17 protein-coding genes are annotated in these 19443 nt (G+C 57.0%); 4 read left to right on the forward strand and 13 right to left on the reverse strand.

The features are described from left to right. The first annotated feature begins 157 nt into the window (after positions 1–157). Positions 158–3589, forward strand: a complete 3432-nt coding sequence (locus tag ACKUUJ_RS01795; protein WP_409064467.1) for a SpaA isopeptide-forming pilin-related protein — start codon at positions 158–160, stop codon at positions 3587–3589. 62 nt (positions 3590–3651) lie between these two features. On the opposite strand, the gene ACKUUJ_RS01800 is transcribed toward ACKUUJ_RS01795, so the two are convergent. Together ACKUUJ_RS01800 and ACKUUJ_RS01805 are read right to left on the reverse strand one after the other, a co-directional pair. Then, positions 3652–3870, reverse strand: a complete 219-nt coding sequence (locus ACKUUJ_RS01800; protein WP_118080001.1) for a hypothetical protein — start codon at positions 3868–3870, stop codon at positions 3652–3654. Between the two features lie 21 nt (positions 3871–3891). Next, a complete protein-coding gene (locus ACKUUJ_RS01805) occupies positions 3892–6981 on the reverse strand; it encodes a M28 family peptidase (RefSeq protein ID WP_409064468.1) in 3090 nt (1029 codons plus the stop codon). Between the two features lie 164 nt (positions 6982–7145). Here ACKUUJ_RS01805 and ACKUUJ_RS01810 point away from each other — a divergent pair, with 164 nt between their 5' ends. Beyond that, entirely contained in the window at positions 7146–8201 is a 1056-nt protein-coding gene (locus ACKUUJ_RS01810) for a helix-turn-helix transcriptional regulator (RefSeq protein WP_409064469.1), read from the forward strand. Further along, a complete protein-coding gene (locus tag ACKUUJ_RS01815) occupies positions 8188–9105 on the forward strand; it encodes a helix-turn-helix transcriptional regulator (protein WP_409064470.1) in 918 nt (305 codons plus the stop codon). Before ACKUUJ_RS01810 ends, ACKUUJ_RS01815 begins: the two co-directional genes overlap by 14 nt. Here the strand turns inward: ACKUUJ_RS01815 and ACKUUJ_RS01820 are convergent. Together ACKUUJ_RS01820 and ACKUUJ_RS01825 are read right to left on the reverse strand one after the other, a co-directional pair. Further along, positions 9102–11996 carry a helicase C-terminal domain-containing protein gene (locus ACKUUJ_RS01820; protein ID WP_409064471.1) on the reverse strand — a complete coding sequence of 965 codons (2895 nt, stop codon included), beginning with the start codon at positions 11994–11996 and terminating at the stop codon, positions 9102–9104. The two genes, ACKUUJ_RS01815 and ACKUUJ_RS01820, sit on opposite strands and share 4 nt — an antisense overlap. Next, complete coding sequence (locus ACKUUJ_RS01825) at positions 11990–12955, reverse strand: D-alanine--D-alanine ligase (protein WP_409064472.1); 966 nt, start codon at positions 12953–12955, stop codon at positions 11990–11992. Before ACKUUJ_RS01825 ends, ACKUUJ_RS01820 begins: the two co-directional genes overlap by 7 nt. Positions 12956–13040: 85 nt before the next feature. Here ACKUUJ_RS01825 and rlmN point away from each other — a divergent pair, with 85 nt between their 5' ends. Next, complete coding sequence (gene rlmN, locus ACKUUJ_RS01830; RefSeq protein WP_390399326.1) at positions 13041–14093, forward strand: 23S rRNA (adenine(2503)-C(2))-methyltransferase RlmN; 1053 nt, start codon at positions 13041–13043, stop codon at positions 14091–14093. A gap of 192 nt (positions 14094–14285) precedes the next feature. Here the strand turns inward: rlmN and ACKUUJ_RS01835 are convergent, their stop codons facing one another. From ACKUUJ_RS01835 to rpmH, 9 genes are all read right to left on the reverse strand, one after another. Beyond that, complete coding sequence (locus ACKUUJ_RS01835) at positions 14286–14540, reverse strand: hypothetical protein (RefSeq protein ID WP_390399328.1); 255 nt, start codon at positions 14538–14540, stop codon at positions 14286–14288. After that, entirely contained in the window at positions 14530–15408 is an 879-nt protein-coding gene (locus tag ACKUUJ_RS01840; RefSeq protein ID WP_409064473.1) for a ParB/RepB/Spo0J family partition protein, read from the reverse strand. The genes ACKUUJ_RS01835 and ACKUUJ_RS01840 overlap by 11 nt, the downstream gene beginning before the upstream one ends. Positions 15409–15427: 19 nt before the next feature. Beyond that, the gene (locus ACKUUJ_RS01845; protein WP_390399330.1) at positions 15428–16228 is read right to left on the reverse strand and encodes a ParA family protein; all 801 of its coding nucleotides are present in this window, start codon (positions 16226–16228) and stop codon (positions 15428–15430) included. A gap of 132 nt (positions 16229–16360) precedes the next feature. After that, the gene (rsmG, locus tag ACKUUJ_RS01850) at positions 16361–17098 is read right to left on the reverse strand and encodes a 16S rRNA (guanine(527)-N(7))-methyltransferase RsmG (protein WP_409064474.1); all 738 of its coding nucleotides are present in this window, start codon (positions 17096–17098) and stop codon (positions 16361–16363) included. A 95-nt stretch (positions 17099–17193) separates the two neighbouring features. Continuing rightward, complete coding sequence (locus ACKUUJ_RS01855; RefSeq protein WP_349124844.1) at positions 17194–17763, reverse strand: R3H domain-containing nucleic acid-binding protein; 570 nt, start codon at positions 17761–17763, stop codon at positions 17194–17196. A gap of 44 nt (positions 17764–17807) precedes the next feature. Next, complete coding sequence (locus ACKUUJ_RS01860; RefSeq protein WP_349124843.1) at positions 17808–18578, reverse strand: YidC/Oxa1 family membrane protein insertase; 771 nt, start codon at positions 18576–18578, stop codon at positions 17808–17810. A 29-nt stretch (positions 18579–18607) separates the two neighbouring features. Further along, positions 18608–18832 (reverse strand): membrane protein insertion efficiency factor YidD, encoded by a 225-nt coding sequence (yidD, locus tag ACKUUJ_RS01865; RefSeq protein ID WP_022093804.1) that lies wholly within the window; start codon positions 18830–18832, stop codon positions 18608–18610. Continuing rightward, the gene (gene rnpA / locus ACKUUJ_RS01870; protein ID WP_117716212.1) at positions 18829–19167 is read right to left on the reverse strand and encodes a ribonuclease P protein component; all 339 of its coding nucleotides are present in this window, start codon (positions 19165–19167) and stop codon (positions 18829–18831) included. The genes yidD and rnpA overlap by 4 nt, the downstream gene beginning before the upstream one ends. A gap of 20 nt (positions 19168–19187) precedes the next feature. Further along, positions 19188–19322, reverse strand: a complete 135-nt coding sequence (gene rpmH, locus ACKUUJ_RS01875; protein WP_019127408.1) for a 50S ribosomal protein L34 — start codon at positions 19320–19322, stop codon at positions 19188–19190. Between the last annotated feature and the right edge of the window lie 121 nt (positions 19323–19443).

Genomic DNA, 19443 nt, shown 5'->3' on the forward strand with positions numbered 1-19443 from the left:
CTGCAGATTTATTCCATTGTCTTTCGTAGGCGCCATTTGTCAGATATCGGGCAAGCTTTTGGTCAGGCTCCGGTACTTACCCGCATGAACCTCGGGGGTAGCCTCATCCCAAGCGCCGCGGCCTCCCCGTGCGGCGCACGAGGGATAAGGAGCAGCCATGTCCAACGCACCCACGCACTCTGTCCACAGCGCAATCACAGCAGGATCGCTGCTCCTAGTCCTCTTTTTACTTTTAGGCTGCATGACACCGGATGCCGCGCTCGCCGTCGACGGTTATGAATCGCTCGGATTCCGCACTATCAGCAATGAATGCGGTCCTTTTGAAGTTGGCAAATACGAGGCACAGGATTCTTCGATTGCCTACTGCATGAACCAGGAGCGCTTTGGCCCTAGCACACCGGGCGGACCCTGGCTCACCTACAATCAGGGCTGGGTATGGCTCGAAGACGAATTCGCGGCCATCATCTGTCATGGCTACCCCACCGCCACATCCTTTGGCGGGCATAACCTATCCCCCGATCGAGCACGTGCCGCAACCCAACTTGCTGTCTGGATGCTCAACGGCACCACCCATACCGACGGATCATTCTCATATACAACCGCCCGGGGCGTCACAGAGAGGGGAAATTTTTCCGGCGACAATGAGGTCGTTGCCGCAGCGCGCTGGCTCCACGACGGCGCCAAGTCGGGAAGCATTAAAGCCGCACCGCATCGCGCGCGGCGCTATTTGGGAGCTGTGTCGGGCGGCAGTAAACGTCAAGACATGCTCTACGTGCTCCCGGCCGTCTCCGTATCCTTCCAAAAACAGTCAGCCAACGCCGCCATCACGAGCGAAAACGATACCTACAGGCTCGACGGAGCGAGGTTCGACATCTATGAGAGCGTCGGCGACAAGCGTGTCGGCAGCATCCAGATGGACAGCAGCGGTCGCGCGCAGGCGACACTTTTGCCCAACGCGGCATATTACCTGGTCGAAACCAAAGCTCCGGCGGGTTATATCCCCAGGAGTGACCACATCGCCTTTTCCACCGGCAATGACGGCGGGAATGTCGTCATCGATGAGCAGCCCGGTACCATTACCCTGCGCATCGCAAAGGTCGATGCCGCGACAGGGGCAGGTCCTCAAGTCGGCGCGTCACTTGCCGGCGCTGAGTTCACCTGCGTCTCACAGTCTACCCCGGGCTGGACGCACACCCTCACGACGGATGAGGACGGCCGGGCAACACTTACCGACATCCCCCTAGGCACCTTTACCATCTATGAGTCGAGAGCTCCCGAGGGCTATCTTCCCTCCGATGAAACCTGGAGCTACACCATCGGTGCCGACCAGCCCGGAGACGCGGGCGTCGTTGAGCTCGAGCGTCGCATCCCCAACATCCCCATCGCTTTTGACCTCGAGATTTCAAAGTTCAAGGACTACGGCAATAGCGATGGGTCTGGTATAGAGCAGCCGGCGAAAGGCGTGATCTTCGAAGTGGTAAGCAACACTTCGCAGCAGGTTGTTGGTACACTGACCACCAATATCTACGGCTTCGCATCGACCAAAGACCAGGCTGGAGCATGGTTTGGCGCAGGAGAGCGCCCCGATGGCGTCAGTGGAACCATACCGTATGACCGTGCCGGCTACACCATTCGTGAGGTTGTCGACACTGTGCCCGACGGCTTTAAGCAGGCAGGGGAATGGACTATCACGGCAGAGCAGATCACTGACGGCGCAGAGCTTCAGTACATCGTAGACAACCACGCCCTGTCGACACATCTTCAAATCGTGAAGCGCGATGCTCAGACCGGCAGCGCCGTACCACGCGTCGGGTTCACCTTTCAGCTGCTCAATGGCAACCGTGAACCCATCTCGCAAACATCTTGGCATCCTGCCCATACCGTTATGAATACCTTTACGACCGATGAAACCGGCACCGTCACTCTGCCCGAATCGCTTAACCCGGGCACGTATTACATACGAGAGACTTCCGCCAAGGAGCCGTATCTTGTTGGAGAAGATCTGGAGATAACGATTCCCGCCGACATGAACTTAACGCCCGTCGCGGTCGCCTCGTTTTACGACGACGCAGCAACAGGAAGCATCGAGATCGTTAAGAACGATACCGTAGACGGACACGCCCTTGCCGGCGCTGTTTTTGATATCCGCGCCGCGGGCGATATCGTGCGCCCCGACGGCAGCATTGTTGCCCTGGACGGTGAAACCGTCACCACCATCACAACCGACGAGCGGGGATTTGCGTGCGCGAATCATCTTTCGCTGGGGTGCGGAACTGCCATCTATGAGGTTATTGAGGTACAGGCACCCGAAGGATACCTGCTCGACCAAAGCGCGCACACCATCGAGCTGTCGTATGCCGACCAGGAAACACCCACGGTCAAAGCGCACCTCGATATCTCTAACGACTACACCAAAATCGACATCTCCAAAGTCGATCTGACCGGCAAACAAGAAGTGGATGGCGCTCGGCTCTCCCTCCACGGTGCCGACGGAACCGAAATTGACGCTTGGACCTCCTCCGACAAACCGCATCGCATCGAGCATCTTTTGCCCGGCACCTACACCCTGCGCGAAGCAATGTCCCCGCGCACTTACGACCTTGCTCAAGACATGACGTTTGAAATTGAGGCCACAGGAGAAGTGCAGACGGTAACCGTGAAGGACACACCCATCGAGATCGAGGGCAGAGTCGACAAGCGGCAAGAGATCGCCCGCCCTATCGGTAAGGGCCTCGTCGCTAACGGCGATGGCAAAAACCGGGCCGTGGCACAATCTGATACGAACGGTTCCTTCTCCTATACGCTCGATGCTAAAAATGAGTCGAATACCTGGGTTGATGAATTCACCATCACCGACGATCTCGAATGCGCCAAAGACGGCACTGCCAGGCTCATCGCCATCGAAACCCCTGTCGCGGCTGGGGACATCGACGGTCTTTGCAACGTGTGGTACCGAACGTCTCCAGTGGGAAGTATCGATACGGGCGAACAGGCCAATGCAACGCTCAGCGACGGGCATGACAACCCCTGGCTCAAAACGGACGAGGTCAAAAAGCTCCTAGGTGACGATTTGCGCATGGTCGATTACGACGATTGGCATCTTTGGAAAGCAAATATTCCAACAACGGAATCAGTCACCCTCGAGGCAAAAGAGCTCGCTCTTTTGGACGATACCGCCGTCACGGGCATTCGTCTTGAGTACGGGGCCGTATCGGCCGACTTCACGACAAGAGGCGCTGCAGAATCTTGGACCCGCGAGGACCTCAAAGACGAGCATGACGACCTTGATGATGTGAACGCCGTCCTTGACTCGGATATTCACGGTGCCGTCATCCATATGCAGGCCGCGTCGTCTTACACGCCTCAGACCGCACTCGCCAACAGCGCTCGCGTTGACCTCTGTCGCAATGGCGGCGGTAGCAACCTCGAATCACATGACGAGGATCGCGTCATCCAGCGATGCGCCATGCCGCAAGATTTACCGGCAACGGGCTCCCTTCCCATTGCCGCCTGCCTCACCGCCTTCGTGACCTCCGGCGCCGCGGCAATCTGGTTTGCCCATCTAAAGCTGGCGTCAAAACGTCGCTGACGCAATAAAAAAGAGGCGAGCCCGTCTCCCGGCTCGCCTCTTATTCGTTCGTGGCGAAATGGCTATTCCCCAGATGCAGACCCACCGTCGATGAGCGCTTGATCGGACTCGGAGATGCCATCGGCTCCCAAACTCTGCTCGTGCTCCACTTCTTCGCTAATCGTGGACTCAGGCGTTGAGCCTTTAACGCCCACGATATACGCGGCCCCGAAACCAAGGACAATGGCGATCAGGGCCAAGATGAGATAGACGGGCCAGTGGCGCTTGATGTACGAAAACACGCAGACTCCTTATAGGTCAACCTACGAACGACGAATGACCTCGGTCACGACCTCGGACACCGTAGCGATATTTGTCGGATTGACGTTGTACGGCAGATCGTCCTCAGTGTGAGCGCATGCCAAACGTGGGCCGTCGACGCCGGCAATGGTAAGGGCGCGTCGGCTTGCCTCGAGAGCAGCATAGGCATCGGTCTTGGCATAGGGCATCTCAAATGCACCGCAATCGACATGGAACGACTTGCACACCTTGTTGACCAAGTTCATGATGCGTCGGTCACCCTTGAGCAGCTGCTGCTCGCCCTCGACCGTCACGACCGAAAGCCTACCGGCACCAATGGACTCAAGGTTGATAAAGAACACGCCGCGGAGCTTGTCGCGATGCGCGGCCAGGAACGCCTTCATGCCGGCGCCGTCGCAATCGGAAGCGCCTGTAGCCACAAACCAGATGTCGTGGCCAAGCAGCTCGTCATCGCCCATGGAGGCAACGGCAGCGAGCATATCCTCGGCGGAAGCTCCATCGGAAGACGTGGCACCGCCCTTCCAGCCGTCGTCGTCATCCTCGAAGTTATCCCACGAGCCGATACCGCGACCAGACTTCTTGGCGTCGTAATCATCCTCGACACCAAGCCAATCGCTCATGCTGTCCTGCTCGTTTTTCTTTTTGCGACCGAACAGACCGCCCAAGCCGCGCTTTTGCGGCTTGGCGGCCGGAGCGGCAGGAGCCGAGATAGTCTCAAGCGGCTGAACATCCGAGCTGACCGGCATGGGGGGAACAACCGGAGCCGATGTGGGCTCGGGCCCCTGTGCCGTCGCGAAGGGATCGTTAACCTGAGCCGAAGGGTCGGGAAGGTCGAACAGCGAGGTGCGCGAGGCGACATTGGCCTGCTGCATCGAAGGCATCGAGGGATCGGGGACCGAGGCCAGCGGGGACGCAGAGGGCATGGGAGCCGGCGCGGATGCCGGGTCGGGAACGTTCATGTTCGGGCGCGGCGACGCCTGAGACGAGATTTGAGCCATCAGAGCATCGACCGTCTCGGCCTGCGACGGAGCAGCATTGGCAACCGTGGCGCCGGGATCACTCGGCGCGGGCATGGTGAAGATCTGCGTAGAGTAGGGCCTCGACTCATCCGCCTGCGGAGCTTCGGGGGCCACGGGCTCAGGCTCTTGCTCGGAGCTGTCCGCAGCGACCTGTTCCGCCACAGATTGATCCTCGACCGTATCGGGCGCAGCGGGCTCGTCCTCGACAGGAGCGGAAAGGGGCTCGGCGATAGCGGTGCCCTGCTTCTCAAACGTCATCGTGGCATCAAACGACACAGTGCTGTCGACCGGCTGTTGGGTTTCGAAAGTCGCCGTCTCCCCGGCAACATCCGCAGGCGAAGGCTGCGGCGCCTCGAAAGACGTCGTGGCGTCGGCAACATCAACAGATACCGGCTGCTCGGCGTCGTTTTGCTCAAATTCCTGTGCCGCGCGCTCGCGCTCGGCCTCGTCCGCCTGTTGCTGGGCTGCAGCCTCGCGCTCGGCTGCCTCGCGGGCAGCGGCGCGCTTTTCCTCAAAGTCGTCAACGAGTTTCTTGCCCTTTTCGAATGCCCCCTTAAAGAAATGGGAGGCGCTGGCACCGATCGAAGAAAACGCGGAAGCGATATCGGCATGGGGCGTCGTCACCGGAAGCTCGGCAGAAAAATCGGTGTCGCTCTCGTAGGACACACGCTGCGGATACGCATCGTAGTCGTCCTCGGTATTATCGAGCTCCTCGGGCGCCGGGGCAGGCGCCATGACGTCCAGACCGGCTGCGGGATCGATAGCAGTCTCCGCATCGGCTTCCGTCTCGACGGCATTGGCCTCATCGGGCTGCGCAGCCACGACCGGATCGGGCTGGGGCGCGGGCTCGAACGTCGGTTCCTCGCCCTCTTCGTAATCGAGCGTGCAGGACTCGGGAAGCATGCCCAGGGCACGGATGGCATCCGAGCCAAATCGGATGTTGCCGGCGGCATTGCGATAAAGCTTGGGCTTGGGCTCGGGCTCCTCAGCCGCGGCAGGCTCGCCTGCCGACTCGGCAGTGGACTCGTCCGCAACGGGCTCCTCGTCCGGAATATCTTGGACCTGGGGCTCGGGTGCGATGACGCCAATCAGGGTCTCGTCGGCAGAAGCACCTTCGAATCCATCGATTTGCTCATCAGAAGCCTCGCCCTGCTCACCCTCGGGAGCGACCGGCTGGCCATACTCATCCTCGGTATAGGCAGGCTCTTCGTACTCGATGGTGTTGCCGTAGTCGTTTTGCTGCTGGGCCGCGGCATACTCGGCCGCCGCACGCGCCATCTCCTCGGCGCGACGCTTCTGCTCGCCAAAATACGTGTCAAACGGAATATCGTCAGGGAACTCGTTCTCACCCTGATAGGGGGCGACGTTATCCATGACACCCAACATGGCGGCAACAGACGACTTGTTGCAAACCGAGCCGGACGTGTAGGGAAGAACAAAACGATTGGAAATAATATTGGCGGCATTGGCAAGAGCCACGAGAGAGGCAAGGATCGCGACAATCCACAGCAGGACCTTCAACGCGCCGGGAAGCGGCAAGATGCGCAGGATGGCAATAGCCGCGGGAGCAATCGTGGCAATCGGGAGCAATTTGGCGATCAGCGCTCGGTACGGCGCATAGGGCTCGCGAGCGAGCAGTTCGGCGCGCGGGGAGTCATAGTGCGCGACAACGACAACCGGGCGATTGCGCGGAGAGGCAAGCGGGCCCGACGCCTTGTGGTAGGCGATGACATTTTGGCTCACACCGGTCTTTCCCAGGCGCGAAACCACGGGACGCCCCGTGCGTTCGAGCACGTAGAGCACGGCGCCGACAATGGCCAGCAAGGTGCCGACCAAGCCGATACCGCCACCGATGCCCATCAGCAGGGCGCCGGCAAACGCCAGAATACCGGTAACGGCAAACGCCAATCTGCTGGGCGCGGGAGCATTAAATTCCTGCACCTCGGGGTCAAAGCCGTGGTTGCGGAAAATCTGAGCGATATCCTCGGCAGCCAGGCGCTCTTCTTCACTGCACGCCGGCGTAATGCCGGTGTTCTGCAGCAGGTGGTTAATATAGTTCTGGGTGTTCGCCATGTGCGCTCCACATCCATAATCCGACAAATAGGCCCAATGCATGCACATTAGAACCGTATATAGTCGAAAGTATACCCCGAGCGAGCGCAAACGACCGAATTCGGGCCATCTTAACGCCGCGAGCGGACAAGGATATAGCCTAATCTCCATATCGGACTAAAATCATGGCATCAAACACCTTCCCATGCGAGGATTCTATGACGGCAAGCGATACAACCGTAACGAATAAAAATGGGGCGCCGGAACCCGGTTTCGACAAGACCGCCCAGCGCATCCTCAATCTGTTCTTTGTCCTCAACAGCTCTCCCGAGCCATTGACCACAGAGCAAATTGTCCTGGATTCCGATCTTGGCTATGGGTCGGGCAATATCGACTCGGACAAGCGCAAGTTTCGCCGCGATCGCGAAAAACTCCTCGAACGCGGAATCACGATCAAGGAAGTTCGCGCAGCAGGCGCCCAAGAAACCGAAGAAAGCGCGTGGACCATCGATCGCGAGCACACGTTTGCGGCCGGTGGCCTCATCACCGCAGACGACGCGGACATCTTGCTCGACGCTATCGACCAGACCCTTGCGACCGGTTCGGCCGCGTTTGCCACGCCGCTTGCAGACATACGCTCCAAGATCGCCTACCTCACCGGCGCATCGACCGCAGAAGAGCCTCCCGCCCGTCGCTTACCCGCCGTCGCTGCGGTGTGGAGCGCTTTCGCCGAACGCTGCGCACTGCGCTTTTTGTATCAAAACGGGCACGGGGAGCAAAAAGAGCGCACCGTCTGCGTATACGGCATGTTTGAGCACGAGGGTGTGGCGTATTTTTGCGGACTCGACAACGCCACCGATGAAATCAGGACGTTTCGCTGCGACCGTATCGTTCGCGCATGGCGCCCCTCGAAGGCCTACTCCATCCCCGCCGACTTTAACCTGAACGATCGCCTGTTCTTCGAGTTTGATTTTGCCGATTGCAAGCCCGTTATGGCGACCTTTTCGTTTGCCCCGCAAGCCCAGGCCGACATGGTCAGCGGCCTAACGCGCGGTCGCGGGGAGCTCACGCACACCGAAGAGGGTTGGACCTGGACCGTCGGCGTGCGCGACCTTAATGCCGCTGCCTCGTTTTGTATGGAGCACGCCATGGACGGCATGAGACCCGTTGCCCCCGATGCACTTAAACTGGCGTGGAACCACCTCATCGAAAGGACGGTGCACGAGCATGCCCGCGCGTAAACTCACCAGCGAGCAAAGGCTCTCGCGTGCGATTGACATCATGGAGGCCCTCTACGCTGCCGGTGAGACCGGTATGACACGAGGGGATATCTGCAGCCGTTTTGATATCACGGGTGCGGCGCTCGACGAAATTATCGATATCGTCTCGACCCTCGCTGACCGTGAGTCGGGCGCACGCATCATCTGCGAACGCCACGGCGAGTGCATCATCCTGACAGGCGATGCGGGGCGTGTGCTGCCCTTGCGCCTAAGTGCCGCCGAAGGTGCCGTGCTCAACCACGAACTCGAATCGATGGGAATCGACTCTCGGGCAGCAGAGCGTATCCGACACGCCCTCCTACCCGAGAAACTCGGCTACAACCAGCGCGTCGTCGATACCGTTGCCCGAGGATCGCACTGGCAACAGCTGAACTGCGCGATTCAAGACGGCGTTCGATGCCGCATCATCTACCGTTCGATGGACGACACACGGCCGCGTGAGCGTCTCATCGACCCCCTGCGCATCGCGACGCATGGCGACCAAACATATCTGATTGCCTGGGATGTCGAAGTTGATGCGCAGCGCTCCTACCGCATGGACAAAATCGAAGGCCTTGCCCTTACCGACGATTCTGTGGAGCGCCACACATCCGCGTCCTTGTCCCTCCACGAATCCCTTTCCCAAGCGGAGCAGAGCGCAAAACTCCTCATGCCGCTCGACATGGCAGAGCGCCTAGACTGGGCCGGCATCATGTCGATTGAGCCAAACGGGGCAGACATGGCGACGGTGACCGTGCGTTATGGGTCAGAGCACTGGCTGTTCTGCCAGGTAATCGCAGCGGGCGGAGCCATCCGCATACTGGATGACCCCGCCTCGGCAAAGCGTCTATGCGATATGGCGAAGAGCCTGACCTGCCCGCTTTAACGGCGTCGCTCGTGGCGTGCACGCCACAGCTGCAAATAATGACCGATCTGCGCCGACTCGATACGCTGGTAGGAAGTCGTGGGCAGCGACGTCAAGAACTTCTTGCCGTAGCCCTTTGTCACCAAGCGCGGATCTGCCAAGATGAGCACGCCGCAATCAGTCGACGAGCGGATGAGACGGCCGGCGGCCTGCTTGACTTCGAGCACCGCCTCGGGCAGCGAGTAGCGCGCCCAAGCGCGGTCCTCGCGCAGGTTGCGCTCACACGAAAGAGGATCCGTGGGGCTCGAGAACGGCAGCTTGGGGATAATGACGCAACGCAGTGTCTCGCCGCTGGCGTCAAAGCCCTCCCAAAAGGCCTTGAGCGCAAAGAGCGATGAAGTCGGCTCGTTGATAAACCGATCGCGCAGACGACGTGGGGACGAGTTACGCTGTTGGCAATTGAGTTCCAGACCCGCTCGCGCCAATTTGGGCTCGACACGGGCATACAGATCCTCCATATCGCGCCTGTTAGTGAAGAGCGTGAGCACCGATCCACCCATGGCGAGATGGGCATCGACCAGCACGCACTCGAGCGCCGACAGATAGCGCTCACGATCGCGCGGATCGGGAATGTCCCCCGCCACGACCACGGCCATATTCGAGTCAAAGTCATAGCTCGAATCCAGGTGCAGCGATGAGGATGTCGACGCACCGATGCGATCAAGGCCGACGGCATGGTTGAAATGCTCAAAGCTCTTGGACACCGTCATGGTCGCCGAAGCGAAGATGGCCGTGTGCACCTCGGGCAACCACTCGTTCGCCAGGGCCTCGCCGATATCGATGCGCTCGGCGGTCATAGACTCCCCGCCCGCACGCAGCCGACGGTTAACCTGCAGCGAGTACACGTAGTGCTCATCCGTGCCTTCAATGATGAGCTTGAGATTCTCGACCAACTCGTGCAGACGGCGCGAAATGTCGCCCAGGTCGACGACGACCTCGGGCTTATCGGCGGCGACGGCCTGCACCAGCGCGTCTACGCTTTTATCCGCCTGGCCCAGCGCATCAATTGCGGTATGGGCCGACTGCAAAAAATCGTGCCAGTCATCCGACACGCGCAGCTCGGGGCCAATCCACAGATTCGCGTTGTCATAGCCCCCGCGGGCACGGCGGCCAAGCTCGTGCACGCCATCGAACACATCGGCAATCGCCATGCTCGCGCGGGCAGCCGTCGACGTCGCCTTGGCAGTAAGACCCAGGTAGAGCGTAGAGCCCTCCGAGGTTGCCAAATCGCGGGAAACCTGGCTCAGCGCACCGGTGCTCGAGCCACCCAGGCGCTCAAACAGAACGCGCGATTCATCCGCCGACACCACGCGCGCCCATTGACGGCGCGCCTCGCGCTCGATGGAGTGGGCCTCATCGATCACCCAGTGGCGAATCGGAGGCAAGATTCTGCCCTCGGCCGCAACATTGCGGAACAACAGGGAATGGTTGGTGACCACCACATCGGCATGCGCCGCGCGGCGGCGGGCGCCGTGGACCAGGCATTTATCGGGGAAAAACGGGCATAAGCGACGGGCGCACTCGCGCGAGGCCGTCGTAAAGTCGGGACGGTTGACGCTGCGCCAACGAATGCCGAGCGAGTCGAGGTCGCCATCGGCCGACTGACACACGTACGCCATGATGACCGCGACCGCCGTAAGCGTGTCGGCAGGATCACGCTTAGTCGTAATTTCGACTTGGCTACGGCTCATGCGCTCAAGCTTGCGCAAGCATGGATAGTGGTCATAGCCCTTGAGGGCGCAAAACGATAAGCCTCCGTCCAGCTGATCGGCAAGTTTGGGCAGCTCATGATACATGAGCTGGTCGGCAAGATTATTCGATTTAGTCGCGATACCAACCGTGATGTTGTTGCGGCGTGCGGCCTCGGCAAAAGGCACCAGGTAAGCCATCGATTTGCCGACGCCCGTCCCCGCCTCAATCACGCGATGCGTTCCCGTAACGAGCGCGTCACGGACCTCGAGCGCCATCGCGATTTGCTCATCGCGCGGCTCGTACGTGGGATACATGCGATTGACTAGGCCACCGGGGGCATAATCCGCCTCGATCTCTTCACGGCTCGGCATCTTAAGGACCGGCAACTCGTCCGCATCAACGCGATCGTCTGCACGATCGGCCTTGAGCACGTCAGCACGAGCGGCGCTGAGCGAAAATATCGAACCCGGGTTCTGGCCGGCCAAAAAAGAAAAAATGGGGCGATAGGACCAAGGCACGTCCGCGTGCATGTCCGCCAAGCGCGCCATAAGGCCCGAAGGCAGGTCGGTAAGCGCAACCAACAGCACGCGCCACACACCGCACAGGGCATCAACGTCTGCGTTCGCGCGATGCGACACCGAATCGCACCCAAACAAGTCGGCCATAAAAGACAGCTTGTGCGAGGCCAAGCGCGGAAGTGCGATGCGCGACAGTGCCAGCGAATCGATCCAGATGTCGCTGACGTTGACACCGCCCTTGACCGACTCGATAAACGAACGGTCGAAGGTGGCGTTATGCGCAATCACCGGGCAGCCGCCGACAAAATCGGCGAGAGCGGCCACGGCATCGACGGCCGATGGGGCATCCACCACATCGGCGTTTGTAATGCTCGTGAGTTCGGTAATCTCGGCGGGAATCAGCTGCTTGGGGTGCACGAAGGTATCGAACCGGTCGACGATCTCGCGGCCCGAAAGACGGGCAGCCGAGATCTCAATCAGTTCATTGTCCTGCACCGAAAGACCCGTGGTTTCGGTATCGAGGACGATAACATCTTCCTCGATGAGACCAAACGATTGGGTTTTGGCACGCTCGGCAAGCGTGGCATAGGAATCGATGACAAACTGCGGCGTTCCCGACGAAACAGCGTCCTCGATTAGCATGCAACGCCCGCTCGACGAAGTCCCATACGAATCAGACTGTCACAGACCTGTGGGAACGTCATGTCATCGGTGTGGCGAATCTCATCCGGATACAGCGACGTATCGGTCATGCCGGGAATCGTGTTGGTCTCGAGGATGACGGGGCCATCCTCGCTCACGATAAAGTCGCTGCGCGAGATACCCAGGCAGCCGAGTGCCTTATGGGCAGCACAGGCGAGCTCCTGAGCACGAGCATAGTTCTCGGGCGAAATCTGCGCCGGAATGCGATGGATATCCGTGGGGTCCACATACTTCACGTCCAGATCGTAGAACTCGCAGTCCTCGGGCTTACGGATCTCAACAATCGGCAGGGCGCGCACGTCATCCTCGCCGTATACGCCGACGGTAATCTCGGTACCCTCGATGCACTTCTCGACCAGCACTTTGTCGCCGTACTCAAACGCCTTGGCGATTGCCGCGGGTAGCTCGGAGGGCTCATGGACCAGAGAGATGCCATAGCTGGAGCCGTTGACGGCGGGCTTTACAAAGCACCGCTCGCCACAAATCTCGACGATACGATCGATATCGACCTCGTCGCCCGCCTCAAGCGCCAGGCCGGGGGCAATGGGGATGCCCGCCTTGGCATACAGAAGCTTTGAAACCTCTTTATCGGCGCCACATGCGCTGGCGAGCACGCCTGACGCCGTGTAGGGGATACCCAGCGTCTCCATGGCCCCCTGCATGGCGCCATCCTCGCCGCCGGCGCCGTGCATGGCGATAAACGCCACGTCGAAGCCACCGGTCGCCATAGTCACCATAAAGCCATCGGCGGCGGTGTCGAGCAGCTCCACCGAGGTGTAGCCGGCCTCCTTCAGTGCCACCACGACATTCTTTCCAGAATTGAGCGAAATCTCGCGTTCGGCGGAATGGCCGCCCGCCAAGACCGCTACGTGCATGTTCTCTAGGCTTTTACCCGGCATGGGCAGACTCCTCCTCTATAATTCCTGCAGCTGATACCATATTGTAGCGATACCCTCTACGTTTCCCCAAAATCGAAAGGCTTCCATGAATCCCAGGACTAAATCTCAAGACATTCGCGACTTGAGCCAAAACGATATTCGCGAACTTGTCGCCGAACTCGGCCAACCCGCTTTTCGCGCAAAGCAGCTCATCGAATGGGTTTTTGAGAAGAACGTTTGTTCGTTTGATGACATGACCAACCTTCCCAAGGCCTTCCGCGAGCAGCTGAAGGAGGCATTTGCCTTCGACACGCCGACCGAGCTCGCCAAGCAGGTGTCTAAGGATGGCTCTCGTAAATACCTACTCGAGTACCACGACGGTATCTCCGTCGAGACCGTCGGCATGCCTCGTCGCAACAAGCTGTCTGTCTGCGTATCTACCCAAGCCGGCTGTGGTATGGGCTGCGCTTTTTGCGCTACCGGTCTGAACGGCCTCAAGCGCTCACTGACCGCTCAAGAGATCGTTGACCAGGTACTGCATGTTTCCAACGACTTTGGTGAGCGCGCGACGAGCGTCGTGTTCATGGGCCAGGGTGAGCCTTTCGCCAACTACGACGAGGTCCTCAAGGCACTGCGTATTCTTAATGACCCCGATGGAATCGGTATTGGAGCACGTCATCTCACTGTCTCCACCAGCGGCGTCATTCCTGGTATTCGCAAGTTTGCCGACATTCCCGAGCAGTTCACGCTCGCCGTCTCGCTGCACTCTGCCATTCAGTCCACGCGCAATAAGCTCATGCCGGGCGTTAAGAAGTACACGCTTTTGCGCCTTCACGAGGCCCTTCAGCTCTACACCGAAAAGACCGGCCGCCGTCCGACATACGAATACGCCATGATCGAGGGCGTCAATGACACCAACCCCGAGATGCAGGCGCTCTGCGACTTCTGCGAGGGCACGCTGTGCCACGTCAACCTGATCCAGCTCAACGATATCGAGGGCAGTCCTCTCAAACCGTCACCGATTCATAAGGTTGAAGACCTTCAGCGTCGTCTTGAGTCCCGTGGCATTGAGACCACGATCCGTAACTCTCGCGGCAACGATATCGACGCTGCTTGCGGCCAACTCAAGCAGCGCTTCAAGGTTCAGAAGAACGCGTAGGGGAGACCAACCTAAACGTTTCATGTGAAACATCGAACAGCCCCGGTTGCTTAATTGCAACCGGGGCTGTTTCATATCTATCGCTAATTCGCATCGAGCGATTGTTCAACAACTTTTTCGAAAGAAATAAGGGGTCCTTGTTCTGGCGTTCAGACAAGGACCCCTTAAAAAAGGCTAGTAATTGTTAGGTACCTAAAAGCCTACATTTTCCCATTGATGGTTAACCCAATCTTGATTAATCTTGGGATTCTTAGTTACCTGAGCTGTACGCATAGCGACATCCTCAGTCATAACATCCATTTTCTTTTTGGACGTATCGACGATATCTTGCGCTCCGCGAAGCAGACGACCACGCAATTCATCGTCTGTTGCGATCTTAAATCCCGCAAACGCACCAACCGCTACAGTTGCAGCCAAAGCAAGAGCAGTCAGAACTTTATTCTTCATCCTGATCTCCCTGGTCAAATTGAATCATCTCGCCAAGAATGCGAGACAGCTCTTCCTCATCCTTAAACTCGATCTCGATTTTATTCTTGCCGCGCGAGCTCTTGACGCGAACGTTCGTGTTAAACACCTGACGCAGAACGCGTGCAGCCTTCTTAAAAGACTGAGGCGTTGCAGGGCGAGGTGTTTTAGGCGTCTCTCCGGCAGAAAACAGTGGGGCAAGATTTTCTGTCGCACGGACAGACAATCCCTCTGCAACAACCTTCTCAGCAAGATTAATGCGCGCATCTTCATACGGAACCGCAAGAATTGCACGCGCATGACCAGCAGTCAGTTTGCCTTCGAAGATCATCTGCTGAACTACCTCTGGAAGATCAAGCAGGCGCAACGAATTGGTGATTGCGGAACGAGACTTGCTGACAGCCTTTGACAAGGCTTCTTGAGTCATACCGCTCGCATCGATGAGCTGTCGATATCCCTTTGCCTCTTCGACGGGGTTAAGGTCAGAGCGCTGAAGGTTTTCAATCAGTGCGAGTGCAAGCATCTGCTCATCATCAACATCTTTAATGATGACGGGGAGCTCCTCAAGACCCGCAAGTTTCGAAGCCTGATAACGGCGCTCACCCGCGATAATCTCATAGCCATTACCGTGCTTGCGCACAAGAAGCGGCTGAAGAACGCCATGCTCCTGAATTGACTCACTCAACTCTCGAAGCTCGGTCTCGTTGAAGTGAATTCGTGGCTGATTTGGGTTCGGAACGATGTCTTCGATTGGAAGCTTAGTTTCCGAAACGGCATTTGATGCTGACGCTGCAGATCCACCAGTCTCATATTCAGCTTCTGAGACCAGTGCATTGAGACCACGACCCAAGCCGCCGCGCTTCTTAGGACTAGGCACGCTTAATCACCTCTTTAGCAAGGTTCATATACGCCTTTGCGCCCTTGTTCTGTGGCGCATAGGTAATTACTGGCTCTCCGAACGAGGGTGCTTCTGAAATTTTAACTGTGCGTGGAATCAAGGTCTTGAATGCCTTGTCACCAAAATACGATTGAACCTCTTCCACAACCTGGTTCGAAAGCGATGTACGCGAATCGTACATAGTCATGAGCACGCCATAAGTATCAAGGCTCTTATTAAGGCGTGTTTTAACCATCTTCATCGATTCAAGCAGCTTTGTGACACCTTCGAGTGCGTAATATTCGCATTGAATAGGAATCAAAACACTGTCTGCTGCTGTTAACGCATTGATGGTCAGCAAACCAAGCGATGGCGGGCAATCGATGAATATAAAATCAAACTCATCCTGAACAGGCTCAAGCAGATCCTTTAAGCGAGTCTCACGGGCAATCGCACTGACAAGTTCGATTTCCGCACCCGCAAGCTGGATAGTTGCCGGGATTACAAATACCTTATTGCAATTTGTATCAAGAACGAGCGATTCCGCCGGAACATCGTTCAGCAATGCATCATAGATGCAGTGATCGAGTTCTTCTTTTTCGATTCCAAAACCACTCGTACTATTACCCTGCGGGTCAAAATCGACAATTAACGTCTTTCGGCCCAGTTCACCCAACGCTGCTGCAAGATTTACAGCCGTGGTGGACTTACCTACGCCGCCTTTTTGGTTGATGATAGCAATGACACGCGTGTCTTTTGCACTCTTAGAACGCTTAACGTCGCGAAATCCCACGGTCCCTCCTGGTGTATTTAAAGCTGTTGAATGGAGGATGTTTCACGTGAAACAATCCGATTCGGCATCGATTGTTATGTTTCACGTGAAACATAACAATCGACACTATCCATTATGTTTCACGTGAAACATCTAGGCAAGCGGATTCTTTTTTGCCATGCCATTAGCACGAGGAAGAGAAACCGAGGCATGACGAGTCTTTTTAAGGATAATAAATTCACGGTGACCCAGACCATTCGGCAAATCAAGGTCGTCCGTCATAAGCGTGGTAAAGCCGCATATCTTTGCAGCAGCAATACCAGATTGAAACTCTTCATCAGATGGATTCCCCTTCGTAATAACAAAGAGACCACCATCTTTTAGAAAAGGAGAAGCATATTCAACGAGAACCGGTAATGGTGCGAGCGCACGGGCGGTCACAACTGAAAATTGCTTCTTATGGGATCGAGCATATTCCTCAAGACGATCGTGAACGGCATAAGCATGCTTGAGTCTAAGCGCACTAACAAAGGAGTTAACAGCATCTACTTTCTTGCCAACGGAATCGATATAGGTAGCCTTTCGCCCACTTGCAATAGTCAACGGAATACCTGGAAATCCAGCACCGGTACCCATATCAAGCAAAGCACCTTCAGGAGCTTTATCAATATAGGGCAGTAAAACAAGTGAGTCCAGAATATGAAGGACGGCTGCATCATCAACATTCAGGATGCGCGTTAGATTAGTAGTCTTATTGGCCTCCAGAACAAGATCAAGATGCTTGATACAGACACGAAGGCTCTCGTCGGAGACCTTCAAAGAATAGTCTTTGCGATACGAAATAAGACGGCCCAGCATTTGGCTTGCCTGCTCATCAGTTAAAACAAACAAGACGACTCCTTTCTGACAAAAATCAGTGTATCGAGAACTTTTGACAAAAAAAGGGGACGTGGAAACCACGTCCCCTTAGCATAGACTCGAGAAGATTATCGAGCAACAATCACAACATGGCGATCGGGGTCAGAGCCCTCAGAATGCGTGTCGACAGCATCGTTACCACGAAGGGCAATATGAACCAGTCGACGTTCGTAGGCATTCATAGGCGGCAAGGAAACACTTTTATGAGTGCGAATAGCGCGCTCGGCAGCGGACTGGGCCATAGAAGCAACCTTGTCCTGTCGCCGGCTCTTATAACCTTCGACGTCGACGACGACCGGATACCTAAAGCCAAGCTTGCGACTCACCAACAGGGAGAACATAACTTGAAGAGCATCGAGGGTACGTCCATGACGGCCAATGAGAACAGCAAGATCAGGAGCAGTTACGTCCAGGATCAACTCGCCCTCGTCACCCTCATACTCATCGATGGGTGAGTTCGCCGCATCGAAGTGCGAAAGGATGGAACGCAGAATGGAAATAGCCACATCGGCAATGGTGTCGAGCTCCTCATCGGTCAGCTCTTCACCAGCCTTGTAACGCTGTGCAATCTCGGGATAATCGCCCGCGACCCGCGGGGCAACCTCCTCAAGCATATCCTCGACGATCTCTTCAGACATAACGAACTCCAAAAGTTAGGTACCTAAATAAGAATACTATCCCACTACTTCTTCTTGTGCGGACGCGGCTTCTTCTCGCGACGGGTAACCTCGACCTGCAGCGGAGCGTTCTTGAGGCGCTCCTCCTCATCGGCCTTAGCCTTGTCGATAACCTTCTGCGTCACGAAGATCTGCTGGATAACCTGCCAGGCAGAAGACACATCGTAGTACAGCAGAACGCCGACGGGCAGGCTCCAGCCCATCCAAAGCATCATGACGGTCATGACGACGGCCATCATGCGCATGCTCTGGGCCTGCTGACCGGTCTGATTGCGAGACATATACAGCTGCGGAATCAGGGTCAAGACAGCGAACAGAATCAGGCAAACCAGTGCAGGCAGCGCAACCATAAAGCCATCGGCAAAAGAAGCGCTCGGCGTGGTGGTAAGGTCAGGCAGGATGTTGAAGAACGAGAACGTGCCGTCGCTAAAGTACTGCGGCAGGTTACGCAGCAGCGTAAACAGGGCGAACAGGACAGGCATCTGGATCAACAGCGGCAGACAACCAGCCATGGGGTTGAACTTGTTCTCGCTGTAGAACTTCTGCATCTCCTCGGCCTGACGCTGGGGATCGTCGGCATAGCGCTCCTGGATCTCGAGCATCTTAGGCTGCAGCACCTGCATGCGAGCCGTCGACTTGGTCGACTTGAGCATAAGCGGCGTCAGCAGCAGACGGATGATGACCACCAGGATGATGATGGACAGGCCCCAGTCGACCGCAAAGGTCTGGATGAGCTTGAGCAGCTCGAAAAGGATGTTAACGATCCAATCCCACATGTAAGTTTTCCTCCGATAGCGAGTGCCCGCTAGGGCACAGGGTCATAACCGCCGACGTGCAGGGGATTGCAGCGAGCGATGCGCCTCACGGCAAGCCAGCAGCCTCTCAAAACACCGTACTTCTCAATCGCCTGAACGGCATATTGCGAGCACGTTGGGTAATAAATGCAGGCGTCAGGCAATAAGGGCGAAATAACCTGTTGATATATGCGAATAGGAGCGATGGCAACACGTCGCAAAACGTGATTGCTCATCGCTCCTCCCCGGCAACGCCGGCGCGTTTCATAAGCGAACGCAATGCCTTGTCCATCTCCTGAGGCGAAGAGATCCTCGTCTTGGGAGTAGCGAACAAGATGATGTCATAACCCGCAACGGGAAATCCGCAGCTGCGGGCGGCCTCGCGCATCACACGCTTAGAACGGTTGCGCACGACTGCGCAACCGAGCCGTTTAGCACCAACGAAGGCGACCCTTCCGGAGTCGCCTTCGCCAACCGATTCACATATGGTCATTCGAATCAGAGGGTGATTGAAACGACGCCCCTGACTGAACACATGCTCGAAATCTTGCCGAGACTTAATAGTCTTCATGCGAGATGTGTGTATCGCTGCTAGACAGTGAGACGCTTGCGGCCCTTGGCGCGGCGACGGGCGAGCACGGCACGACCACCCTTGGTGGCCATACGGGCACGGAAGCCATGGGTCTTGGCACGCTTACGCTTATTAGGCTGATACGTACGCTTCATCTTAAGTTCCTCCTGCTGCATTTCGAGTGTCCGCGGGAGCGCGGACGCAGATATAGACACGTGAGCTTGAAGATTGTAGGGAAATCAATGTTCAAATGTCAAGAAATCAAAGGTAAAAGGT

It is taken from the genome of Collinsella sp. wc0583, assembly GCF_046116915.1.
In the GTDB taxonomy this organism is placed as follows: Bacteria; Actinomycetota; Coriobacteriia; order Coriobacteriales; family Coriobacteriaceae; genus Collinsella.